Source organism: Pseudomonas alliivorans, assembly GCF_017826695.1.
Taxonomy (GTDB): domain Bacteria; phylum Pseudomonadota; class Gammaproteobacteria; order Pseudomonadales; family Pseudomonadaceae; genus Aquipseudomonas; species Aquipseudomonas alliivorans.
The window spans coordinates 467638-487261 of sequence record NZ_JAFFZW010000004.1; the positions used below are offsets into that span (position 1 = coordinate 467638).

The 19624-nt window shown below is 60.9% G+C and carries 18 protein-coding genes; 3 read left to right on the forward strand and 15 right to left on the reverse strand.

The genetic code is table 11. The annotated features are described in order from the left end of the window. Window positions 1-112 precede the first annotated feature (112 nt). The gene (locus JTJ32_RS14705; RefSeq protein WP_210042481.1) at window positions 113-340 is read left to right on the forward strand and encodes a hypothetical protein; all 228 of its coding nucleotides are present in this window, start codon (window positions 113-115) and stop codon (window positions 338-340) included. 41 nt (window positions 341-381) lie between these two features. Here JTJ32_RS14705 and JTJ32_RS14710 read toward each other — a convergent pair whose 3' ends face one another. The 8 genes from JTJ32_RS14710 to JTJ32_RS14745 all read right to left on the reverse strand — a co-directional run bounded on the left by JTJ32_RS14710 (window position 382) and on the right by JTJ32_RS14745 (window position 7159). Beyond that, complete coding sequence (locus tag JTJ32_RS14710; RefSeq protein WP_210042482.1) at window positions 382-804, reverse strand: glycoside hydrolase family 31 family protein; 423 nt, start codon at window positions 802-804, stop codon at window positions 382-384. Then, window positions 794-1003, reverse strand: coding sequence for a TIM-barrel domain-containing protein (locus tag JTJ32_RS26775; protein ID WP_408004597.1), 210 nt, complete (start codon window positions 1001-1003; stop codon window positions 794-796). Before JTJ32_RS26775 ends, JTJ32_RS14710 begins: the two co-directional genes overlap by 11 nt. Window positions 1004-1095: 92 nt before the next feature. After that, window positions 1096-1893: an acyl-CoA thioesterase gene (locus JTJ32_RS14720; RefSeq protein ID WP_210042484.1), complete on the reverse strand. Its 798-nt coding sequence runs from the start codon at window positions 1891-1893 to the stop codon at window positions 1096-1098. A 135-nt stretch (window positions 1894-2028) separates the two neighbouring features. Then, the gene (locus JTJ32_RS14725) at window positions 2029-2790 is read right to left on the reverse strand and encodes a CHAD domain-containing protein (RefSeq protein WP_210042485.1); all 762 of its coding nucleotides are present in this window, start codon (window positions 2788-2790) and stop codon (window positions 2029-2031) included. A gap of 20 nt (window positions 2791-2810) precedes the next feature. Next, entirely contained in the window at window positions 2811-4814 is a 2004-nt protein-coding gene (locus JTJ32_RS14730) for a transglutaminase TgpA family protein (protein WP_210042486.1), read from the reverse strand. Further along, on the reverse strand, window positions 4811-5767 hold the full coding sequence (locus JTJ32_RS14735; protein ID WP_210042487.1) for a DUF58 domain-containing protein: 957 nt from the start codon (window positions 5765-5767) through the stop codon (window positions 4811-4813). Before JTJ32_RS14735 ends, JTJ32_RS14730 begins: the two co-directional genes overlap by 4 nt. Next, window positions 5764-6681: an AAA family ATPase gene (locus tag JTJ32_RS14740; protein ID WP_210042488.1), complete on the reverse strand. Its 918-nt coding sequence runs from the start codon at window positions 6679-6681 to the stop codon at window positions 5764-5766. Before JTJ32_RS14740 ends, JTJ32_RS14735 begins: the two co-directional genes overlap by 4 nt. Window positions 6682-6880: 199 nt before the next feature. Beyond that, a complete protein-coding gene (locus JTJ32_RS14745; RefSeq protein WP_024687857.1) occupies window positions 6881-7159 on the reverse strand; it encodes a hypothetical protein in 279 nt (92 codons plus the stop codon). 158 nt (window positions 7160-7317) lie between these two features. Here JTJ32_RS14745 and JTJ32_RS14750 point away from each other — a divergent pair, with 158 nt between their 5' ends. Then, window positions 7318-8370 carry a patatin-like phospholipase family protein gene (locus tag JTJ32_RS14750; protein ID WP_184323145.1) on the forward strand — a complete coding sequence of 351 codons (1053 nt, stop codon included), beginning with the start codon at window positions 7318-7320 and terminating at the stop codon, window positions 8368-8370. 8 nt (window positions 8371-8378) lie between these two features. Here JTJ32_RS14750 and JTJ32_RS14755 read toward each other — a convergent pair whose 3' ends face one another. The 6 genes from JTJ32_RS14755 to kdpF all read right to left on the reverse strand — a co-directional run bounded on the left by JTJ32_RS14755 (window position 8379) and on the right by kdpF (window position 16516). Then, the gene (locus JTJ32_RS14755; RefSeq protein WP_210042489.1) at window positions 8379-9071 is read right to left on the reverse strand and encodes a response regulator; all 693 of its coding nucleotides are present in this window, start codon (window positions 9069-9071) and stop codon (window positions 8379-8381) included. 55 nt (window positions 9072-9126) lie between these two features. Next, window positions 9127-11790: a DUF4118 domain-containing protein gene (locus tag JTJ32_RS14760; RefSeq protein WP_210042490.1), complete on the reverse strand. Its 2664-nt coding sequence runs from the start codon at window positions 11788-11790 to the stop codon at window positions 9127-9129. 224 nt (window positions 11791-12014) lie between these two features. Beyond that, the gene (kdpC, locus tag JTJ32_RS14765) at window positions 12015-12587 is read right to left on the reverse strand and encodes a potassium-transporting ATPase subunit KdpC (protein ID WP_210042491.1); all 573 of its coding nucleotides are present in this window, start codon (window positions 12585-12587) and stop codon (window positions 12015-12017) included. 59 nt (window positions 12588-12646) lie between these two features. Then, entirely contained in the window at window positions 12647-14713 is a 2067-nt protein-coding gene (gene kdpB, locus JTJ32_RS14770) for a potassium-transporting ATPase subunit KdpB (protein WP_099227321.1), read from the reverse strand. A 10-nt stretch (window positions 14714-14723) separates the two neighbouring features. Then, complete coding sequence (gene kdpA / locus JTJ32_RS14775) at window positions 14724-16418, reverse strand: potassium-transporting ATPase subunit KdpA (protein ID WP_210042492.1); 1695 nt, start codon at window positions 16416-16418, stop codon at window positions 14724-14726. A gap of 8 nt (window positions 16419-16426) precedes the next feature. After that, the gene (gene kdpF / locus JTJ32_RS14780; protein ID WP_004882540.1) at window positions 16427-16516 is read right to left on the reverse strand and encodes a K(+)-transporting ATPase subunit F; all 90 of its coding nucleotides are present in this window, start codon (window positions 16514-16516) and stop codon (window positions 16427-16429) included. A gap of 231 nt (window positions 16517-16747) precedes the next feature. Here kdpF and JTJ32_RS14785 point away from each other — a divergent pair, with 231 nt between their 5' ends. Further along, window positions 16748-17002, forward strand: coding sequence for a helix-turn-helix domain-containing protein (locus tag JTJ32_RS14785; RefSeq protein WP_210042493.1), 255 nt, complete (start codon window positions 16748-16750; stop codon window positions 17000-17002). A 102-nt stretch (window positions 17003-17104) separates the two neighbouring features. On the opposite strand, the gene JTJ32_RS14790 is transcribed toward JTJ32_RS14785, so the two are convergent. Continuing rightward, window positions 17105-19624, reverse strand: a 2520-nt coding sequence (locus JTJ32_RS14790; protein WP_210042494.1) for an RHS repeat-associated core domain-containing protein, incomplete at its 5' end; no start/stop codon positions are given.

Consider the following 19624-nt stretch of genomic DNA (forward strand, 5'->3'; position numbering starts at 1 on the left):
TGTCTGTAAACACTATCACACCGATAGTCAGGCTTGACTCGCGGCCTGTCCGGGTTGGACCTATTCTTCAAGCATTGAAACACGCGTCGAATGCATTGAAGAGGACAGCAGTATGGACAAGCGAATCCCCAATCCCCACACATGGCAGTGGCGCGGTTACGCAGACAATCATCGGCATCCGACCAATCTGGCGTTGCAGCTGATTGCCTTGTCCCTGTTCGTTCTGGCGGCCCTGCTGATCGCTGACGGACTCTTTTCGTCAAGCGTCCCATCGTTTGCCATAGGCGTCATCGGACTGGTCGCGGCGCGGGTATTCCAGCGCCGCAATAAGCCCAGCTGACGGGATCTGCATCGCGCCCATCGATGGCTACCTTCAGGCCATCAAGGGAACAGCATCTGCAGAGTGACGTCCGCACGGGTGTCCAGCAGCTTGGCAAACGCCTGTTTTATGATGCTGTTGTAGTAATGGGCATCGACTCCCGACTGTTGCAACGCCTCCGGTGTGACGGGGACCCGATCCAGATAGGCATAATAGCCCGTCACCAGAGTCCCGCCTTCAACAGGCGCGCCCGAGGCATCGTCATCATCCACAAATGCATACCATTGCGAGCCATTGGGCAAGTAGATGTCCCGGCTGGGCGTGGTGGGTGGACTGGCCGTGGCATGGGCAGTCATAATCGGCGCGACCAGAATATCCCGCCCTACAAAAAACTGATCATCCAGATGCGAGTGGACAACTCGTAGTTTGTCACCATGCTCTATCCAACGCTGCCTTCGCCAGGTCCAAAGCCGCCTATGTCGCACCCTGACAGGGGGGCGACAACCCGAGATTCAGCACCTGTGGCAGGTTGATCCGCAGAAAATCCCAGCTTGAGGCAGAGTCTCCCGTCCAGAGTACCGAATAGCGTTGCAGTCCGGCATGGCCGCCGCGTGCCTTTGCCGCCATGGCAAGACATGACACTGGTGCCCGGAAATCAGAGACTCGAACGCTGGGTGGAAACATCGGCGTGGCTATGTGCCATTGGCACGCATCTGGGTATAGCAGCCCGGTTCAGGTTGTCAAATACGCACGTTCTAGGAATGCGTCACCGGCTTTTAACCAAACACCGTCACGGTCTGACGGCTGATCGCAATCAATTCCCCCTCAGGCGTCCACATCGCCGCAGCGGTATGTCCATAACCGTCACGCGCATGCTCGATCACCGCGCGATAACTGCACCACTTCAGGGTATCGAGCACTGGCTGTGGCTGCACGAACTCGATGGTCCAGGTCAGCGAACTGCCGGGGGCAGGTCTGTTCAGGTGCGGCAGCACCGCGGGCGGCCAGGTATCGACCAGGGCCAGAATATGCGCCTCGGTCATCGGCTGCGATTGCGAGGTATCCCTGAAGCGGGCGTAACCGCCGACGGCGGGTGACGGCGTGTTGCTGAACGGCAGGCCACCCAGCGCCCAGCGAATCTCCATGAAGCGCAGATACTCCGGCATGATGCCGCTGACGAAGGGCAACTCGGGACATGCGTCGACGGGTTTGAGGGCGGGTGCAGCGTCTGCCTTGACCGAGATCATCGACTCCCTTGAGGCGCCGAAACTGCCTTGCATCAGCGTCATGACCTGACCGTTCTGCACAGCGCGGCCAAGCACCTGGCTCACCGCCTTGCCATGCCGCAGAATGTCGACTTCGAACGAGATCGGTACACCCGGTTCTGCAGGCCCGACAAAGGTGATTGCCAGTGAACGCACTGGTCGTCCTTCAGGCACCTGGGCGCGCATGGCCTCGTAGTTCAAAGCCGCCATCAGCCCGCCAAAGCAGGCCCGACCTTGAGACCATTCGGCAGGAATGATGACAGAGCCGGGGTTGTCACGTACCGCGGCAATCAATTCGGAGAAGGTCATGGGCATCCCTGCAAGGTTCAATATGAATAGGGATGATGGTACTCATCCCTTCCCTTACTGGCATGCTACATATCGGCCATTAGTGCGGCCTGAATGACCTGTTTGTTGTAGGAAGAGACTTCATAGAGCCTGCGTTCAGAAACAGGCCTTCGCCAGCCGCTTCAACGAGGCCTCGGCCTTGCGCTCGGCACGCACGATCCCGATCTGCCAACCGGCAATGCACGGCGCCAGATCAGGTTGTTCACCGGCCTGCGCCAACCATTGCAGGTGGTCATGCCAGTCACCCAGTTCGCTCTGCGCCGACTTGAGGCGAGCCTGCATGTTCTTCGGCTGATGGCTCAGTTCCGGATAAGCCTCGGCGGCGTAACGCACACGCTTGATCAACAGGCGCAGGTCATGGCGATCGTGACCGGGCTCGGCAATCGCGGTGCGCAATTTGCGCCACTGTTTGTCCATGCGCTTCTCGATCGTCTTGCGCAACCCACGCAGCAAGCCCTGGCGCTGCTGCATGCGCAGCATCGTCGGGAACTGGTCGATCAACGTCAGCAGTCGGGTCAGCTCGCTGGACTTCGCCACGCGAGGACAGGCGCTGCTCAGGTGGTCATGACGTTTGCGAGCAGCTTCGGTCAGGCCTTGTTCGTCGAGAAACGCAGCCAATACCTGCATGTCACGCAATGGCGTGGTCAGCTGACCCACTGCCTTGGCGGCTTCTTCCAGTTGCGCGGCACCGGAAAATTCGCGCAGCGGCCTCAGTACGCTACGCAGACGGCGTACGGTGGTGCGCAGATCATGCAGCGCTTCACTGTCGGTCGAGACGGCCAGGCGTGCCTGACAGGCAAGCAGTTTGACGTCCAGCGCCAGGATTTCAGCGACCAGATGATCCACCATTGAAGACATGCAATTCCCCCTTAAAAAACTCAAGAATGACTGTTTCGGGACGACGAGAGCCGCCATGGCAAACGACGACGCAGCGCTTTGAGACGAGTTCGCAACAGACTCACAGAGCCCGGATGTCCGGCATAACGCTGCGCCTGAAACTCATCGATGAAGGCGCGGATGGCTTCGGCATGCTGCGGCAGCAACAGCACCGCACGAGCACCAAACGCTTCGGCACCTTCGCCCGGCATACGACGCAGACCATGGCGAGCCAGCAAGCGTTCAAAGGCATTGAACAATCGCAGCTGCGAATCGCTCTCCCGCTGCCACGGCTTGAACAGCCACAAGGCAACCAGCCCCAGAGAAAGTGCGATCCCTGCGACGAACACCGGCGCCTGAAACCCCGAGAACCAGCGGCTCAATACCTGTAATTGCTGCTGGCCCTGATAGCCCAGCACCCAGCGTTGCCAGCCGTAATTGAGGTTATCCCAGCTCAGGCGCATGGCGTTGATCCAGGGCACGTGCCGATAGCGCAAGGCAGACATGGGCGAGTCCTGAAGAAAGTCCTCATCTGCGGCCAATGCCTGCTCCAGCCCCTGCTCGATACGCTGGGGCGCGACGGCTGCGGTCGGATCGACACTGCGCCAGCCAACGTCCGGCTGCCAGTATTCGACCCAGGCATGGGCATCGAACTGGCGCACGGTGAGGTACTGACCCTCGGGGTTGAGTTCCCCGCCCTGATATCCGGCCACCACGCGTGCGGGAATCCCGGCTGAACGCAGCACGAAAGTCATCGCCCCGGCGTAATGGGCGCAAAAACCTCGGCGGCTGGAAAACAGGAATTCGTCGATGCTGTCGTTGCCCAGCGAATCGGGCTTGAGCGTGTAATGAAACGGCTGACTGGCGAAGTAATCCAGCATGGCTTGCGCCAAGTCATCGGGCCGGGCGTAACGACGTCGCAGCTCATCGGCCCATTGCCTGGCCTGCGGGTTACCTTTGGCGGGCAGTTGCAGGTCCTGACGTTGAATCTGCTCGCTGAGTTGCGAATCGCGCACGCTGTCAGGCCACGACGTGACGCTGTACAGCAACGACTGCTCGACCGGACGCCTGCGCTGCAAACGAAAATCGCTCATCTGACGCACGTCAGACAAAGGGGTTTCGCCAATGTCCAGACTCGGCAGCCAGGGTCGGCCGCTGGCTTCCATGACGATGCTGTAGACCACCGGCTGACCGCGCTTGAGCCATTGAGGCACCTGCACGGCCTGGGCGCGTGCCGACTGCGACCAGCGCCGGCCGTCAAACTGCTCCAGCGTCAGGCCGCGCCAGTACAGTTGATTGCGCGCCGGTACAGGCCCTTCGAAACTGGCACGAAACACCAGCGCAGGCGAGCGGCTCAGTTCGGCCATGTCCCCGGGTGCCATGTTGTCGGAAAGCCCGGTTACCCCTTTATTGCTGGGCTGGGGCAGCGACCAGAGCGGCTCCAGACGCGGAAAGAACAGAAACAGCAGAATCATCAGCGGCACGGCTTGCGCCATCAGTTTGAACGCCAGCTTCAGGGTTCCCGAAGGCTTGCTGGCCAGATCCGACTGCTGCAGGCCGATCAAAGCCGCCAGCAGAGCCGCGATCGGCAGCAGGCTGAACAGCGCCCACAGCAGGTTATCCTCGAACAGATAGCCGACCGCCACGCAGAAAAAGCCGAGAAAGATCAGCACCCGCGCATCGCGGTGCGTATTCATTTCCAGCATCTTCAGCACAAATGCCGCCACCAGCAGCGCCGCGCCTGCATCCAGTCCCACCAGACTGCCTCGCGCCAGATAGACCCCTGCGGCCGTGCCGACCAGCAATCCGGACTTGACCCAGGTGCCGGGCAAACGCACACGCATGCGAAACGCCTGGACACGCCACAGGCTGCAACCCAGCCAGAGCGCCATGATCGAGGCCGGTACGTGTAACGCAAACGGCGCCACCACCAGTGCCTGCGCCAGCAACAGCCAGGTCAGGCTGACCCGGGGAATCGGCTGGCTTACCGCAGCGTTGGTCGTCATGGCCGCTGCCCATACAAGGCCAACGCGCGCAGGCAGGCTTCCCGATGCGCATCGCCGACGTCCACGCTGGACAGAAAGCCCGGCAAGCGCAACGCAAATGGCTGGCGACGCTCGGACAGCTCCAGCACCCAGTAGCACAGACGCGAGAGGCGCTCTTCGATAGTGCCGCCCAACGCCAGAAAATCCAGACACAGCTCATGCCCGCTCAGATCAGTGAACGCCTTGACCAGCAGTCCCTGCCCCCGCGAATAGGCCTTCCAGTGCAGTCGCCCGCGGTTGTCCCCCGGCTGGTAGACACGCAATCCCTGATAGTCATCCACACCGGCGCCCTGAGTGGCGTGGCCTTCATCTTCGGCGTGGGGTTGCACGCCGGTGAGCAGTGGCATCGTACCGACCAACGGCCGCGGATAGATCAGCGCAGTCTGCTCGAGATCCAGCCAGGTCCAGGCCCGAAAAACGCCTAGCGGAAACACGCTCTCCACACGCAGTCGAGGCGCGCGCAGCCAGCCTCGACGCTCAGCCGGCAGCGTCAGCTCGACCTCGGTCAGTCCCTGGGCGCTGACGTCGCCATGCTGCAGGCTGCCCGCCTCCCAACCCAGCCCGAGCGCCTGATGTGCATGGCGTGCGCTTTCAAGGCGCAGACGCAACTGCACGGCCTCGCCGACGAAAACGGAGCGCGCCGGTCCGGCACTAAGGATCAGCCCGCTCAGGTTGCGGTACGTATGCAAAATCGCCAGCACCCCGACCGACAACAGCAGGAAGGTCAGGCCATAGGCAAGGCTGTTCTGATAGTTGATCGCGACCAGCAGCATCAGGACCAGCACGACCATGAAGGTCACGCCCGTGCGCGTCGGCAGAATGAAGATGCGTCGATGATCGAGCACGATGCGCGACGCCGCAGGGATGCGTCTTGCCAGCCAGCGTTGCCAGAACGGTTTGAGCGGCGGAATCAAAGCACCGGCACCTCACGCAGCAGCCATTGCACCAGTGCCCCGCCGCCATGGCCGGTCGGATCGGTGCGTTCGCGCAGACGATGTCCCACCACCGACGGCAGCACTGACTGCACGTCTTCCGGGATCACATAATCACGGCCAGCCAGCATGGCCCAGGCTCGCGCCGCCGCCAGAATCGCCAGACTGGCACGCGGCGACAGTCCGTAAGCGAATTGCGGCTGGCTGCGGGTCGCATCCACCAGACGCAGCACATAATCGACCAGCGCATCGCTGGCCCGCACCTGACGCGCTTCGGCCTGTAACTGGCCGAGTATGGCGTGATCCAGAATCGGCTGCAGGCGTGGCAACAACTCACGGCGCGACTCGCCCAGCAGCAGCGCTTTCTCGGCAGCCCGGGCCGGATAGCCCATGGAAATACGCATTAGGAACCGGTCCAGTTGCGACTCGGGCAAGGCGAAAGTGCCGCCAGAGCTGAACGGGTTCTGGGTGGCGATCACGAAAAAAGGATCCGGCAGCAGGCGGGTCGCCCCCTCGATGGACACCTGCCCTTCCTCCATCGCCTCCAATAGCGCGCTCTGGCTCTTGGGCGTGGCACGATTGATTTCATCCGCCAGCACCAGTTCGGCAAAGATAGGCCCCGGATGAAAGGTGAATTGCCCCGTATCGCGATCAAACACCGACGTGCCGAGGATGTCGCCCGGCAACAGGTCGGAGGTGAACTGGATGCGCTGATAGCTCAGGCCCAGAATCTTCGCCAGCGCGTGACTGAGTGTGGTTTTGCCCATGCCGGGCAAGTCTTCGATCAGCAGATGTCCACCACCGATGAGGCAGGTCATCGCCAGACGCACCTGTGCTTCCTTGCCCAGCACCACCTCATTGATGGCGCTCAGGCATGCTTCGAGTCTTTTGCCCATTGATACGCCTCCCCGGCAACTGCTTTATGACTGGTCACGCACGACCAAGGATGCCAAACGTATGATCACTTTACGGTTAGCGTAGGTCGTTTCACCAGAGGGAGTAGGGATTTGCTGAAGCGGGATCAGGGATTTGTTGAGAAAGCGTTAAAACGACGACGGGCAAGCACAAGGTATGCGCCTGCCCGCTAGAGAACGATCAACGACCGGCGCGCGACTCACGAATGTAGAAACGGGCCTTTTCGGACTTCTCGGTGCAGCCTTCGAACGCTTCGAACTGCTGCTGGGTCTTGGCACCTGTCAGCAGCGAGAGGGCCTTGGAGTAACTGACGGTTCCGGCAAAGCCTTCGGCCTTGGCCAGATCAAGCTCATGCCAGGCCGCATCGAGTTGCGTGGCACAGCTGTCCCGATACCCGGTCTTGCCAGCACAACCTGCAAGAACCACGATGAACAATGGCAGACAGATCCAGGCTTTCATGGGGTGTTACCTCAAGTAGAAATTGAATTGTGCGGCTTTGACGGCAATATTGGCTGAAAGTGCCGTCATGCGCGGGCCCAAGGGTAACTGTTTTCGTCAGCTTGCGTGGGGGCGTCGTACATGACAGATAAGTTAAGTCAATGCTCAGGAGCGCACGGATGAAAAAACGCATCGCACTGGTTCTGGGTTCCGGGGGCGCCCGCGGTTACGCGCACATCGGCGTGATTCAGGAACTGGAACGACGAGGTTACGAGATTGCCTGCATCGCAGGCTGCTCGATGGGGGCTGTGGTAGGCGGGATCTACGCAGCGGGCAAACTCGACCGGTACAGCGAGTGGATCGAGAGCCTGGATTATCTGGACGTATTGCGTCTGGTGGATGTGAGTTTCCGGCTGGGTGCAATACGCGGCGAAAAAGTGTTCGGCCAGATCCGCGACATCGTCGGCGAGATCAACATCGAAGACCTGAGAATTCCTTACACAGCGGTGGCGACCGACCTGACCAATCAGCAGGAAATCTGGTTTCAGGAAGGCTGTCTGCATCAGGCGATGCGCGCCTCGGCCGCCATTCCGAGCCTGTTCACGCCGGTCATGCAGGGAGGCCGGATGCTGGTCGATGGCGGTCTGTTGAATCCCCTGCCCATCGTGCCGGTGGTGTCCAGCCATTGCGATCTGATCGTTGCGGTGAACCTCAACTCGACCCACCAGCAGCACTATCAGTTGCCGATCATCGAACGTCCGCCCGCGGTAAAAAAACGCTTCGACCTGCTGATCAACTCGCTTGGCTCGCGCCTGCCGTTCCGCCGCAAGCTGGAAACCACGGGCGTTGCATCACTAACGGCTGAGACCAACAGCCTGAAATCCGCCGCCGCCCGTGTACCCAACCCTTGGCTGGGCGAGGTCAGTGCCGATCCACAGGGCCAGCAACCCTCTGCCGCGCCACAGGCTGAGGGCGCGCCGAAATCGGCAAGCGGCTCGGTCATTGTCGACAACGTCGGGCCTGCTTCGCTGCTGGACTTGATCAACCAGAGCTTCGAGGTGATGCAGACGTCGCTGGCGCAGTACAAGATCGCCGGGTATCCGCCGGACATCCTGATCAACGTGCCAAAACGCGTGTGCCGGTTCTTCGAGTTCTACAAGGCCCCGGAGCTCATCGCCCTGGGCCGTGAAATTGCCCGCGATACGCTGGATCGGTACGAGAGTCAGCGTTAGACGTCGGTTCAATCTCTGGACAGCAACCGATACCCCACCCCTGCCTCAGTCAGGATGAACCTCGGCGCGGTCGGGTCATCGCCCAGTTTCTGACGCAGGTGCCCCACCACAATACGCAGGTAGTGGCTGTCTTCAGTGTGGGTCGGGCCCCAGATGTCCTTGAGCAGTTGCTGCTGGGTGATGACGCGTCCGGGATGGCGCGCCAGTTGTGCGAGGACCGCGTACTCCTTGCGGGTCAATGCCACTTCATTGCCGTCCAGCGATACGCGGCGGTACGCCAGGTCCACCGTCAGCGGGCCGAAGGTCAATGCGGCGTCGGGCTTTTCACTGCCGCACGACTGGCGCAACAGTGACCTGATCCGGGCCAGAAACTCCTGAATCCCGAAGGGTTTGGTCACGTAATCGTTGGCACCGGCGTCCAGCGCCTGGACCTTCTGCGCTTCGCTCGCACGCACCGAAAGCACCAGAACCGGCACCGTCGACCATTCACGAAACTCGCTCAGCACCTGCTGACCATCCATGTCCGGAAGCCCCAGATCGAGCACCAACAGATCAGGTTTGTTCAGCGCCGCCTGAGTCAGCCCCTCCGCTCCGGTGGCCGCTTCCAGAACCTTGTAACCCTGGGACACGAGGCTGATACGCAGGAATTTGCGTATCTGCGGCTCATCGTCGATCACCAGAATGGTTGCTGTCTGACTCATGAGTGCGCGGCCGTTGCAATACGGTGATGGCCCACAAGCTTAACCCGGTATCCACTCAAGCCGGCTCCTCCGTTTCAGCGTCGGGCTGAGCCTGCAATGGCAGAAACAGGGTGATGCGCGTACCCAGACCATCGATGCCTTCGCCGACGCTCAAGCGCCCGCCATGCGCGCCGACCATGCCCTGGCAGATCGCAAGCCCCAGACCCGTACCCTGCCCGCCCCGGTCACCGCGTGCAGCGGTGTAGAACATGTCAAAGATCTTTGCGCGCTCCTCTTCGGGAATTCCCGGCCCCTCATCACTGACCGAGAAAAACAGTTCGCTGTCCACCACGCCCGCCACCACGTGCAGACGTCCTTGCGGCGGTGAGAAGCGTGCAGCGTTTTCCAGTACGTTCACCAGCGCCTGCTCGATCAGCGCGGCATGCACGTACAGCAGTGGCAGTGCGTCGGCCACCTCGGTGCTGACCTGCAAGGGCGTCATGACCGCACGCAGCCGGTTGAGCGCGCTGCCGACAATATCAGCGGGCGAGACCCAGTCGCGGGCCAGTTTCAATGCGCCGTGGCCGAGCCGGGTCATGTCCAGCAGGTTCTGGATATAGCGGTCCAGGCGCTCGGCTTCATCGCGCGTGCCTTCGAGCAGCTCGCGGCGATCCTCCAGCGCAATGGCCTCGCCCAACGCCAGCAGGCTGTCGATGCTGCCGCGCATTGAAGTCAGCGGTGTGCGCAGGTCATGGGAAACCGAGGCCAGCAACGCACTGCGCAATTGTTCGGTTTCGCCGTGCAAGCGCGCGGCTTCCAGTTCTTCGGCCAACTGCGCACGCGCCAGGGCTTGAGCCAAGGGTTGGGTCAGCGCCGCCAGCAGACGGCGATGCTGCGCCGTGAACGACTGACCTTTACGAGCGGTGACGCCGAGCAGTGCCAACGGCCCCTCTTCGGCGGTAATCGGCCACCACCACCATTGCCCCGAGGGCAAGGTGCCGGTGCCGCTGCCGGCAGGCTGTTCATGCTGCCAGGCCCAGTCGGCGGCAGCGCGCTCGGCCTCGGTGAAGGTCAGCGGTCCGCCACTCTCGACGGTCCAGCCGCCCTGCCTGTCACGATCCAACAGGCATAGCTTCAATTCCTTCCAGCCACTGAAGTGCTGTTCGGCGGCCTGAAACACTGCCTTGCTGTCGGCCGCGGCGGTCATCTTGCGTGACAGGTCCAGCAACTCGCTGGTCTGTTCCTGCGTATCGCGCAATGCCTGCAATTGTCGACGCTGACGTGCCGCCAGTTTGCCGGTCAGTGCCGACATCAGCAGAAAAAACATCAGGGTCAACACGTCTTCATTGCGCTGAATGCTCAGCGAGAAACTGGGCGGAATGAACAGAAAGTCGTAAGCCAGAAACGACAGTCCGGCACAGGCCAGTGCCGGCCCCATGCTGCTGCGCACCGCCACCAGTAGCACGGCTGCGAGAAAGATCAGCGAGATGTTGGGCAGTGCCAGCACGCCCGCAACGCCCCATGCCACCAGACTGGCCAACACCGTCGCAAACAGCGCCAGACCATAGTCGAACCACACCACATCGCGCAGCGGTCGGGCACGTGGCGGCTGGTCGGGTTGCTGCTCGCTGTCGTCCAGCACACAGACTTCCAGACCGTGCCCTTCGCGCAGCAGCCGTGCAGCGACACCGCCGCCGAAAATACGACGGTGCCAGTGTCGATGCGACTGGCCGACCAACACCACATTGGCACGACGCTCCACCGCATGCTGAATCAGGGTTCTGGCGACTTCTCCGGCGCGCAGGGACACCACTTCGCCGCCCAGCCGCTCGGCCAGTTGCTGGGCGCCCTGCAGACGCGCCCGGGACTGTTCATCCAGCGTCTGTCCGTCGTCCACATGCACCGCACTCCACGGCAAATGACGACGCTGGGCGACCCGGCTGGCATGCCGCACCAGACGTTCGGCCTGCACGTCGCCGTCAATCCCCACCAGCAGACGCCCGCGTACCGCCGGAGCGGCCTGACCCAGTTGCCGATAGCCCTGCGCCAGATCGTTGTCGACCTGAGTAGCGGCCGTCTGCATGGCCAGTTCGCGCAGGGCGCTGAGGTTGGTCGGAGTGAAGAAGGCGTCGATGGCGGCACGCGCCTGTTCCGGCACATAGACCTTCCCTTCGCGCAACCGCTCCAGCAGCTCGCGGGGCGGCAGGTCGATGAGGATCAGGTCGAAGGCTTCCTGCAATACCCAGTCCGGCAGCGTTTCTCGGACCTGCACACCGGTGATGCCACGCACCTGATCATTCAGGCTTTCCAGATGCTGAACGTTGACGGTGGTGTACACGTCGATGCCCGCAGCCAGCAGTTCCTGAATGTCCTGCCAGCGCTTGGCGTGACGACTGCCAGGCGCGTTGCTGTGCGCCAGTTCATCGACCAGCACCAGATTCGGCGCGGCCTTGAGCAGCGCGTCGAGGTCCATTTCCTCCAGCGTCATGCCGCGGTACTCGCTGCGCAATAGCGGCTGCTGTGGAAGGCCATTGAGCAGGGCTTCGGTTTCCGCCCGTCCGTGAGTTTCCACCACGCCTGCCATGACGTTCACGCCCTGACGCAGCTGTTTGTGAGCGGCCTGCAGCATGGCGTAGGTCTTGCCCACACCCGGCGCTGCTCCCAGAAAAACCTTCAGCCGCCCTCGGCCGTCGCGGGGCAATTGAGCCAGTAATGCGTCTGCTCGACCGGAATCACTCACGTTGGGTATCACTCTCTTTCGGTATGGCCAGGGAGCCGTTGAATATCAGCACTGTCGGGAAAAACGCCGTTCTCTCTGACACCGCTGCCTGACAGTAGACACCTGACCGTGGGAGGCGGCCTGCCGGCGATAAAGCCGGCGTGGTGAGTCAGACGAACCGTGTCATCGTTCATCGCTGGCAAGCCGCCTCCCACAGCACGCGGCGCGCATTATGTCAGCGAATGTTACAGTTGCGCGTTGCGTTGTGCAGACGTTATCTGATTCAGGCTCATATTCAAGGTCAATACGTTGACCACTGGCGGGCCGATCAATGGGCGGCGGGTGTTGGCTTCAATCAACGCCTGAACCCTGTCCAGAGGCAGTTCCCGGGCGCTGGCCACGCGTTCGGCCTGCCAGCGTGCGGCCTCTGGCGACAGGTGCGGATCAAGCCCGCTGCCGGATGTGGTCAGCAAGGCCAGCGGCACCGGGCCCTGACCGGGCACAGCCAGTTTGGCGGCGTCTTCGGTGACACGGGTCGCCAGTGCCGGGTTGCTCGGTGCAAAGTTGCTGGCACCGCTGGCGACCGTTGCGAAGGCACCGGCCGAAGGACGCGGCTGGAACCACTCATCGCCGGTGAACGCCTGGGCGATCAACTCGGAACCGCGCACCTTGCCGTCCTGGTCATAAAGCAGGCTGCCATTGGCCTGCGCCGGGAACGCCACTTGCGCGACGCCGGTCACCACCAGCGGATAGGCCACGCCGGTCATCAGACTCATCAATACAATCAGGCTCAGGGCCGGACGCACTACACTCGCCATCTCTACATCCTCAATCAGGTGAAGCTGCACACCGACCGGCGCGCAGCCAAGGCAACCATTCAAACCAGACCCAGTGCCACCAGCAGCATGTCGATCAGCTTGATCCCCACGAACGGCACGAAGATGCCACCCACGCCGTAGATCAGCAGGTTTCGACGCAGCAGGTGCGCAGCGCTGGCGGCCTGAACCCGCACGCCACGCAGGGCCAGGGGAATCAGCACGACGATGATCAACGCGTTGAAGATGATCGCCGACAGAATCGCGCTCTGCGGGCTGGCCAGTTGCATCACGTTGAGCACGCCCAGTTGCGGGTAGATCGCAGCGAACAGCGCGGGCAGCACGGCGAAGTACTTGGCCACGTCGTTGGCGATGGAGAACGTGGTCAGCGCGCCGCGCGTCACCAGCAATTGCTTGCCGATGTGCACCACGTCCAGCAGCTTGGTGGGGTCGCTGTCCAGATCGACCATGTTGGCCGCTTCACGAGCCGCCTGCGTGCCGTCGTTCATGGCCATGCCGACGTCAGCCTGCGCAAGCGCCGGAGCGTCGTTGGCGCCGTCGCCGCACATGGCGACCAGACGACCTTCGCCCTGCTCCTGACGAATCCGTTCCAGCTTCTTCTCCGGAGTGGCTTCGGCCAGCACATCATCGACCCCCGCTTCTGCCGCAATCGCCGCGGCGGTCAGCGGGTTGTCGCCGGTCACCATCACGGTGCGGATGCCCAGCTTGCGCAACTCTTCGAAGCGCTCGCGGATACCCGGCTTCACCACGTCTTTAAGGTGAATCGCGCCCAACAGACGACCGTTGGCGCACACCAGCAGTGGCGTACCGCCTGTCTTGGCGATCTTGTCGACTTCACGTGCCAGCGGTGCAGGCAGGTCGCTACGTTGCAGGTTGATGAACGCCAGCAGTGAATCCACCGCGCCCTTGCGATACACATGGCCCTGATAATCCACGCCGGACAACCGCGTGTCAGCGCTGAACGGCACCGCAGTCACCGAACTCAGTGTCGGCTCATTCATGGGATGCAGGTTGCGCAGAAACTCGACGATGGATTTGCCTTCAGCGGTTTCATCGGCCAGCGAAGCGAGCAAGGCACCCTCACCCAACTCTTTCGGCGTTACGCCGGGTGCTGCGTAAACAGCAGCACAACGACGATTGCCGAAAGTGATGGTGCCGGTCTTGTCGAGTAGCAGCACATGAACGTCACCCGCAGCCTCCACGGCGCGACCGGACTTGGCGATCACGTTGAGGCGCACCAGCCGGTCCATTCCGGCGATACCGATGGCCGACAGCAGGCCGCCAATCGTGGTCGGAATCAGCGTTACCAATAATGCGACCAGAAACACCAGCGGCAGGCTGCCACCGGCGAAGTGGGCAAACGGCTGCAGGGTGATGACCACCAGCAAAAAGATCAGGGTCAAACCGATCAGCAGGATGTCCAGCGCCACTTCGTTGGGTGTTTTCTGACGCTTGGCGCCCTCTACCAGCGCGATCATGCGGTCCAGCGTCGACTCACCGGGGTTGGCACTGATACGCACCAGCAACCAGTCGGAGACCAGTCGCGTGTTGCCGGTCACGGCCGAGCGGTCGCCGCCGGACTCGCGGATCACGGGGGCGGACTCACCGGTAATCGCAGCTTCGTTGACTGCCGCAATGCCTTCGATGACCTCGCCGTCGCCGGGAATCATCTCCCCGGCTTCGACGCGCACCACATCGCCCTTGCGCAGTTCGCTGGCGTTGACGGTGCGCAGGCTGCCGTTCTCGTCACGGATACGGGCCTTAAGCCCTTCACTGCCCGCCTTGAGGCTGTCGGCCCGGGCCTTGCCACGGCCTTCTGCCAGCGCTTCGGCGAAGTTGGCGAACAGCACGGTAAACCACAGCCACAGCGCGATCTGCAACGCTACCGAGGTCGACACCTGCGGATCGGGAATGAAACACAACACGGTGGTCAGGATGGCCGTCAGTTCCACCACCAGCATCACCGGCGAACGCTTGAGCAGACGCGGGTCCAGCTTGACGAAGGCTTGCACCAGTGCCGGACGCCACAGGGCCGACATACCGGTCCTGGCAGAGGTCTGAGCGGCTTGGGATTCAGCCTGTTTGACAGAAGAAATAGGCATATTCATGGTCGGCTCCTCAGAAACCCAGGCTCAAGTGTTCGGCAATCGGACCCAGTGCCAGCGTCGGCAAAAAGGTCAGCCCGCCGACCAGCAGAATGGTCACAGTCAGCAACGTGACAAACAGCAGCCCGTGGGTCGGGAAACTGTCCTGACCCTGCGGCAGGCTTTTCTTCATCGCCAGGCTGCCCGCCAGGGCAAGGACCGGCAGGATGTAGCCGAACCGACCGATAAAGAGCGCCACGCTAAGCATCAGGTTATGGAACGTGGTGTTAGCGCTGAAACCACCGAACGCCGAGCCGTTGTTGGCCGTGGCCGAGGTGTAGGCGTAAAGCAACTGACTGAAGCCGTGCGGGCCGGGGTTGCTGATCGCACCCGCCGGGCCCGGCAGGCTCGCCGCGATGGCGCCCAGCACCAGCACGCCGACCGGCATCACCAGCAGCGTCGCAACCAGCAACCGGACTTCCTGGGCCTGCAGCTTCTTGCCCAGGTATTCCGGCGTACGACCAATCATCAGGCCTGCCAGAAACACGGCGATCAGCACGTTCAGCAGCATGCCGTTGAGGCCGACACCGACGCCGCCGAAGATCACTTCGCCGACCATCATGTTGACCAGCGCCACCATGCCCGTCAGCGGATTGAGGCTGTCATGCATGCCATTGACCGAGCCGTTGGAAGCCGCGGTTGTTGCCACCGACCAGAGCACTGTGCCGGTGGTGCCGAATCGGGTTTCCTTGCCTTCCAGCGGTGCGGTCTGCTCGACGCCCGCCAGATTCAACATCGGGTTGGGCTGGTACTCCGCCCACAGCGACACCGCACCGCCCATCAGCAACAACGCGAGCATGCAGCCGAGAATTGCGCGGCTCTGGCGCATGTCCTTGACGTAATGACCAAAGGTGAACACCAGCGCCGCCGGGATCAGCAGGATCGAGACCAGTTCGAACAGGTTGCTCCAGGCCGTCGGGTTCTCGAACGGGTGCGCCGAGTTGACACCAAAGAAGCCGCCGCCATTAGTACCCAGCTGTTTGATTGCGATCTGACTCGCGGCAGGCCCCATCGGCAAGCTCTGGTCGGTGCCTTGCAACGTGAGCGCGTCGATGTAATGCGCGAAGCTTTGCGGCACGCCCTGCCAGACCAGAAATACGGCCAGCACGATGCTGACCGGCAGCAGGCCGTACAGCGTTGCGCGGGTCATGTCGGCCCAGAAATTGCCCAGGCTGTTGGAGGATCGACGGCTGATGCCTCGGCACAACGCGACCAGCACGGCAAGGCCAGTCGCGGCGCTGACAAAGTTCTGCACGGTCAGGCCGACCATCTGGCTCAGGTAGCTGAGCGATGCTTCGCCACTGTAGGCCTGCCAGTTGGTGTTGGTCACAAAACTCATGGTGGTGTTGAACGCCAGCGACCACTCCATGCCCGGCAACTGCTGCGGGTTGAGCGGCAGCACGCCCTGCAACAGCAGGATCGCGAACAGCACCACAAAGCCTGCCAGATTGAACGCCAGCAAGGCCCAGGCGTACTGTTTCCAGGACTGTTCCACCTGCGGATCGACGCCGGATATCCGGTAGCAGGCCCGTTCCACAGGCCCCAATACCGGGCTGAGCCAGGTTCGCTCGCCTTCCATCACCCGATAATAGAAACGCCCGAGCCAGGGTGCAGGCAATAGCAGCAGCACCAGAAAGGCCAGGATCAACAGATAGTCATAACTGTGCATGGCCGCTCCTAGTTCTGGTCGGCGCGCAGCAGCGCCACCAACAGATAGATGAACAGCCCGACTCCCATCAACAGAGAGATACCATCCATAACGCTCATTGCAATTTCCCCATGATCAGGCCACGTCGATTACCGCGATAGCCGCGTAATGGCATTGTCGTGATCCAGGGCGTAAAGGAACGAGGGCGAGGCAGCGCGGGAGGTATAAAGAAACCGTAAAATTCGCTTTTATGGCGACGTGGAACGTAAGGCGATGTCATTTCTGACAGGTTTCAGGCGAGCGCCGGCGCGCTAAGGTAGGGGACGGTTTTCATGGACGAGGAACCTGCAATGAACCGCAGCGACAAAGCCCCCCCTCTCATCTCACCCACCCGCGAACCCCATGTACACCTGACCCCCAAGGAACGGGAAGCCCTGCATTGGTCCATGCTCGGCAAGACCGCATGGGAGACCTCAAGAATCCAGGATTGCAGCGAGGCAGCGATTAACTTTCATTTATGCAACATTCGCCGCAAGTTCGGGGTTTGCAATATGCGGGCGGCGGTGGTCAAAGCGATTGAGCAAGGGGTTGTGCAGTTGGATTGAGGCCACCACACGGAACGCGCAAGCGCCTGGAAAGGTGGCATGAAAGCCACCTTTCCAGAAACGAACGACCGGAAGATCAGTCATTCTATGCACGTGCTTCAATCATGAATCCTTTCGGGCCCTTTTGTTTTCACTCTTGACCAGGTAAGCGTTCCTGTCCCTCAGATTTTGCGCAGTTCCGCCAGGGTTGGCGAGTTTACGTGTGGCACTCGTCGGTTCAGCAGTATTTATCCTCTGAATTTCTTTGATCATATTCATTCTTGATTGTTTTGTGATTCCAGGCCTGCCTTTGCGCCTCTTGAGCGCGTTCAGATCGTCCATTGCCTGCGAGGCATCAGACTGGGCCAACTCTTTGGCCCCCATCCTTTTGGTCGGTATCTTCCCGGACTTTTCACTGTTGAAAAACGCTGCTTCGGCCTCTTCCGCAATCTTTTTCCTGTGTTGATAAATCACATTGAAGTTATCGATATCCGTTGATTTTACGGTTCTCAGAAGGCTTTGTTCTGCTCCTTCCTCAATAGCAGTAAACACACCAGGTATACCCTGGACACCCGCCTTGCCTGCCTTGAGCGTCGGTTTGATGCCCACGGCGCGCGCCAGACCTGACCAGAAACCATGCCCGGACGGATCGACACCGTTGACCGGATCCCCCTCGCAATACGCGTAAGCGTTCACACCGCCTTCCTCGAACGGACTCAGGCTGTCCGGGCTATGAAACTTCATCAGCACGGGGTTATAAGCTCGATATCCATTGCCCAGCAGTTGCCAGTCGGTGCCAGGTTCACCGTACTCGCCGTTGAAACCGGCGCCTCCCGGCTTCGATCCAGAGGCGGTTCGATAACCATATGCGGTGTAGGCGCAGGGTTTAACCGCGTCGTTGTTCATCGCATACAGCACCGTGTTGTTATGATCATTGGCCACTATCCCCTTATCGGTGTCAGCCAATAAGTGGGAGCCTCCCCGCAAGTAAGAACAGGGCGTATCCCCTGTCAGTCGGGTAGACAGTTGTCCGGCGTTATAAAAGCGCCGATCATCGCCGTGGCCACTGAGTGTATCCGTCGGGTCATAACGATAGTCTCCGGTATCGACAGGTCCACCGTCAGGGGCGCTGACAGAGGTCAGACGGTTGAGCGCATCGTAAGTCAACGTCCTTTTTGCTTCGTCCCGCAGCAGGTTTCCATCGCCGTCATACAGCAACTCGATCTCACCATAATCTGCATGAGTGTTGGTCACTCCGCTTAACTGTGTGGGGTCCTTATCATTGTCGAAATGGTAGGTGGCAACATTGCTGCCGCCATCGAATACCGTACGCACTTGGGTAATGTTGTCGACGGTGTCGAATCGGAACAACTGCGACTCGATGACCTTGCCGTAAGCATCCACAGGAGGTTGGCTGCCTGTGCAGGTGTAGCCGGTCAGCCGACCGCGCGCGTCGTAGGTATACCCTTCATCACGCAAGAGGGTGTCACCCTGCTTGAGCGTCCGTTGCTTGAGCTGGTCGGTGTTGTCCCAGACCTGAGTCATGACTTGAAGCACGCCATCAAGATCGAAACTGCGCTGTGTCTCGCGACCGAAGTCATCGTAGTCCAGAGTGGTGCTCACCTTCTGCGCACCACTGACCGTTTCAATGCACTTGACCTGGCCCAATGGATCATAGGAAAAGGTAGCGCTGACGGCGTCTTGGAGCTGTGTTTTTTCGATACGCCCATATTGGTCGTACTCGCATGTCTGAACCTGACCAAGCACATCCTTGTACTCAAGCAGGCGTCCCTCCAGGCTGTACAGGTAGTGCATCGTATGCACGTCGGTTCCGCCAGTGCGCGTTTCGCTCTTGAGTTCTCCATTGCTGAAATACTCACGGACCAGCTTCTGGTCCTGCTCCTCGCATTCTGTCAATCGCGCGTTCTTGAAGTCGTACTGGTAAGTGGCGCTGATGGCGCGGATGGGGCCTTCGACGCCAGCGTGCTGCTGCGACTCCTCACCCAGTGCGGGGTTGTCGACGATATTGCGTTGCAGCGGCTCCTCACCCAGTGCGGGGTTGTAAACATATTCAATGGTCTGATCTCTGGCGTTTCTCACAGAGCAGGGCCGGAACTGGCTCGATTTGAACCTGTAGGTCTGTTCACGCCCCCCGGTTACCGTGCGCCGGCGACGATCCAGACTGTCGAACGCCTGCTCACCGAGCACCTTGTCGTTGACGGAAATCAGGATGGGCAAGTCTTCGATACTGTGCGGGGCATAGGTCCGCTTGACCACGGCCTTGTCGGGAAGGATGTGTTGCACATGGCGGTCAAAGGCGTCGTATTGGTAACCGGTGACGTGATTCAGTGCGTCGACTTCCTCGGCCACACGGCCCAATCCGTCGTAATGAGAGACGTGGATGCCACCGGACTGTCCCAGGTGGTCAAATCGCTCAACACTGACCGGCTCACCGAACAGGTTCATCTGTGTCACGGTCAGGTTGTATTTTTCGGTTGCGTCAATTGAGTGCTGCAGCCATTCACGTGTCACCGGCCCATCCGGGCTGAAAATCTGGTCTGTTTCCTTGAAACTGACCACTCCATCCGGTCCGGTTTCACTGATCTGCTGGCCCCAGTCGTCGTAGCCGAAATGGCGCGTCAG

Coding starts and splice junctions, on each gene's coding strand:
- JTJ32_RS14755 (WP_210042489.1), bottom strand. CDS start 9,071: ATGAGTCAGACAGCAACCATTCTGGTGATCGACGATGAGCCGCAGATA.
- JTJ32_RS14705 (WP_210042481.1), top strand. CDS start 113: ATGGACAAGCGAATCCCCAATCCCCACACATGGCAGTGGCGCGGTTAC.
- JTJ32_RS14720 (WP_210042484.1), bottom strand. CDS start 1,893: ATGACCTTCTCCGAATTGATTGCCGCGGTACGTGACAACCCCGGCTCT.
- kdpA (WP_210042492.1), bottom strand. CDS start 16,418: ATGCACAGTTATGACTATCTGTTGATCCTGGCCTTTCTGGTGCTGCTG.
- JTJ32_RS14740 (WP_210042488.1), bottom strand. CDS start 6,681: ATGGGCAAAAGACTCGAAGCATGCCTGAGCGCCATCAATGAGGTGGTG.
- kdpC (WP_210042491.1), bottom strand. CDS start 12,587: ATGGCGAGTGTAGTGCGTCCGGCCCTGAGCCTGATTGTATTGATGAGT.
- JTJ32_RS14750 (WP_184323145.1), top strand. CDS start 7,318: ATGAAAAAACGCATCGCACTGGTTCTGGGTTCCGGGGGCGCCCGCGGT.
- JTJ32_RS26775 (WP_408004597.1), bottom strand. CDS start 1,003: ATGTTTCCACCCAGCGTTCGAGTCTCTGATTTCCGGGCACCAGTGTCA.
- kdpF (WP_004882540.1), bottom strand. CDS start 16,516: ATGAGCGTTATGGATGGTATCTCTCTGTTGATGGGAGTCGGGCTGTTC.
- JTJ32_RS14785 (WP_210042493.1), top strand. CDS start 16,748: ATGAACCGCAGCGACAAAGCCCCCCCTCTCATCTCACCCACCCGCGAA.
- kdpB (WP_099227321.1), bottom strand. CDS start 14,713: ATGAATATGCCTATTTCTTCTGTCAAACAGGCTGAATCCCAAGCCGCT.
- JTJ32_RS14730 (WP_210042486.1), bottom strand. CDS start 4,814: ATGACGACCAACGCTGCGGTAAGCCAGCCGATTCCCCGGGTCAGCCTG.
- JTJ32_RS14725 (WP_210042485.1), bottom strand. CDS start 2,790: ATGTCTTCAATGGTGGATCATCTGGTCGCTGAAATCCTGGCGCTGGAC.
- JTJ32_RS14745 (WP_024687857.1), bottom strand. CDS start 7,159: ATGAAAGCCTGGATCTGTCTGCCATTGTTCATCGTGGTTCTTGCAGGT.